Source organism: Flavobacterium sp., assembly GCF_044376915.1.
Lineage (GTDB): Bacteria > Bacteroidota > Bacteroidia > Flavobacteriales > Flavobacteriaceae > Flavobacterium.
In genome coordinates this window covers 1-3,246 of record NZ_JBILKB010000130.1, presented here as the reverse complement: position 1 = coordinate 3,246, position 3,246 = coordinate 1, and the positions used below count along the sequence as shown (strand labels likewise).

Below are 3,246 nucleotides of genomic sequence, written 5' to 3'. Positions count from 1 at the left end.
TAGGCCAATTTGTTTTTTTATTTAAATATTATCTACTTATAATAGCTATCACAAAATAAATTGAATTCGTTGCTATTTTCCTTACAACCATCTTTCTAAACCAAAAAATGATATTGTTATAACTCTCTATTATCTTTTTTATAGCTAATGAATTTGATTTGACTTTGTTGGTAATTAAATGAACTGGGAAGTATTTAACTTTTAATTTATGATGATTTACATATACGTTTAATAAACGTTCGGACATAAAACCCAATACTCTTTCTTGATAGGGATTAGTTGAAATAGTAAGTTGTTGTTCTACGTTTTCAAGAATTGTAAACAACCAATTAGAATAGTTATCAGCCAATTCTTTGCTAGCAACAAACATATTGAAGGGAGAAAACGAATTGGTTTCAAACATTGTTTTTTTGAAAGAAGCTTCGTATTCAGGATATAACCTAATTAAAGTTTTTTCTAAAATATGAAAGTCTTTAGGCAAATGAGATAACGAATAATGACTAAATAAGGATCGTGTTTTAACTATTTTTTTGGGTAAAATAATGTCAAAACCCTCCAGATAATTATCATGAAAACAATAATTTTCAAAATAATTCAAAAAATAAGGTTCATTAATTTCAATTGTTTCAATTGAATTTTTTGTACCTGAAAAATCAAAAAAACGTCTATAATGGCAAAGTCCAATTGTGGTAACGTCGTTTAAATTTTTCCATGCCCAATATAATGCAGTTAGTTCGCAATAATTCTTATTTTTCGAACTTATGTTAATCCCTTTGTTATCAGTTTGGTAGGGAAGAATCGTCGTACTGTTTTCTTTTCCAACATGAATAGGTAGAAAAGAATTATCTGGTATATAATTAAATTCTTTGTGTGTACAAATTAGAATTGAAGTATTCATATTGATTATTTATTTAAGTAATCTTTACTTTTTTTTAATGCAGAAGCAATTATTTGGTGCATGTCATAGTATTTATATTCCGCTAATCTACCTCCAAAAATGACTTTAGTTTCTTTTTCAGATAAACTTTTGTATTGACTGTAAATGGCATTATTTCTAGAATCATTTATCGGATAATATGATTCTTTCCCTTGACTCCATTCGTCAGGATATTCATAAGTAATGATCGTTTTATTTTGAGTGCCAAATTCAAAATGTTTGTGCTCAATAATTCGAGTATATGGAATTTTACTATCGGTATAATTGATTACCGCATTTCCTTGAAAATTAGATTGATCCAAGGTTTTATTTTCAAATTTTAAACTTCGATATTCCAAGTTGCCAAATTGATAATTATAAAACTCATCAATTTTTCCCGTAAATACTATCTTGTCTGCTAGTTTAGTTAACTCCTCCCGTTGTGAAAAAAAATCAACTTGTAGTCTAACCTCAATTCCGTCTAATAATCCATCAATTAATTTGTTATAACCACCAATTGGAATTCCCTGATATCGATCATTAAAATAATTATTATCGTAGGTAAATCTTACCGGTAATCGTTTGATAATAAAAGTAGGAAGTTCAGTAGCTTTTCTCCCCCATTGTTTTTCGGTATAGCCTTTGATCAATTTTTCATAAATATCAGTTCCAACTAAGGATATGGCTTGTTCTTCAAGGTTTTTAGGTTCTTTAATACCTGATGCTATGACCTGTTCGGTAATTTTATTTTTTGCTTCTTCTGGAGTTTTAATACCCCACAATTGTTGAAACGTATTCATGTTGAAAGGTAGGTTGTACACTTCGTCTTTATAAAATGCAACAGGAGAGTTAGTATACCTGTTGAATTCAACAAACTGGTTGACATATTCCCAAATTTCTTTGTCATTCGTGTGAAAAATATGAGCACCATATTTGTGTACATTTATTCCATCTACTTGTTCACAATATACATTTCCACCTGGATGTTTTCTTTTGTCAATCACCAAACATTTTTTTCCCTTTCTCATTGCTTCGTGGGCAAAAACAGCTCCAAATAAACCAGATCCTACTATTAAATAATCGAATTGCGCCATTTTATATGAATATTAAATTTATAGTATTTAAAGTGTCATTAATTTATACACAAAATTATTCAGAATTAATTTTTAATTATAAATGATATTGTAAAGAAAGTTGTAATTGAAAATTCGTTTTATTATTAGGAATTTGCCATTGGTAATTTCTCACTACACTATGGGTAAATCGTCCATTGAAACCAAATTTCTTAATTTGCTTAAATACATACACATTAAAGTTTAAATCTACCCATCTGCGATTGTATTCTCCAATAGAATAATCAGTATATACATCGTGAGAAAAATCGAGATTATGAGAATATCTTTCAATTTGTATTCCGAACACATCAGTTTTTTTCCATAAACTTAAATCTAAAGTTTGAGCATTACTTCCTGGACCAATACCAGCCCCTATTACTTGGCTCATATGAGTATAACCGTGTAGGACTGACCCATGTTGGTACCAAGCTCCTGCTGGTCTAGCAATTCGAGAAGCGCTTTGTTGAAGTAAGGTATTTTCAAAATTGAATTTAAGATATTTATTTAGCCCAGATTCTAAAGTAAATATTTTACCTAAACCAAAAGTATATGCTCTTGAATGTGATGGATCTTGGAGCAAATCCCATATATCTTGTTTATGATCGTTCCAACCATTTTCGAAATAAATTTCTGCTTTAGACTCTTTGAACACCCATCTTAAAAATAGTGAGGCTATTTGATCTCTATTTTTTCCATCTTCATCTGTAACATTCTTTTTTTGAAATGGAGAAATTACAGGGAAATAGTCAGCAAACCCTTTTCCTAAATCATTATTATATAGTTGAAATACTCTATTTAATCCAAGATACAAACCAGGAATCCATTTGGGTTGGTAGTTTAAGGTTAATCCAGATAAATAGCGCCATTCTTTGGATTTTTTTACTTTATAGTTTATACCATTAACCATATAAAATTCTGCTGGAATATCTAAGCCTGACTCAACAAGCCTACCAGAGATAAGTTGCCATTCAAAAGAACCTATTGGCGTGGAGATAGGTTTAACTGAATTAAAAGTAAAGTGAATAAACCCTGGTGCGTTATTACTCATTATTAGAGAATTATATTTTCCAGGTCCCCACCATAAGTTTTCATTTGATATCCCAAGATTCACTTTCCCGATTCTATAATTCAAAGAACTCTGTCCCCAAAATATTTTTTTATAGGGGCTAGAACCTAATCTGTCCGGAATGTCGTAAGTATTTAAATATCGGATAT

Annotated in this window: 3 protein-coding genes; all 3 read right to left on the bottom strand. The window is 29.9% G+C overall.

The features are described 5' to 3' along the window. Window positions 1-28: 28 nt before the first annotated feature. Window positions 29-898 (bottom strand): DUF4422 domain-containing protein, encoded by an 870-nt coding sequence (locus tag ACIQ6Z_RS09660; protein WP_396210670.1) that lies wholly within the window; start codon window positions 896-898, stop codon window positions 29-31. Between the two features lie 5 nt (window positions 899-903). Beyond that, entirely contained in the window at window positions 904-2,010 is a 1,107-nt protein-coding gene (gene glf, locus ACIQ6Z_RS09655) for a UDP-galactopyranose mutase (RefSeq protein WP_396210669.1), read from the bottom strand. Window positions 2,011-2,086: 76 nt separating this feature from the next. Next, window positions 2,087-3,246, bottom strand: a 1,160-nt coding sequence (locus tag ACIQ6Z_RS09650) for a capsule assembly Wzi family protein (protein WP_396210668.1), incomplete at its 5' end; no start/stop codon positions are given.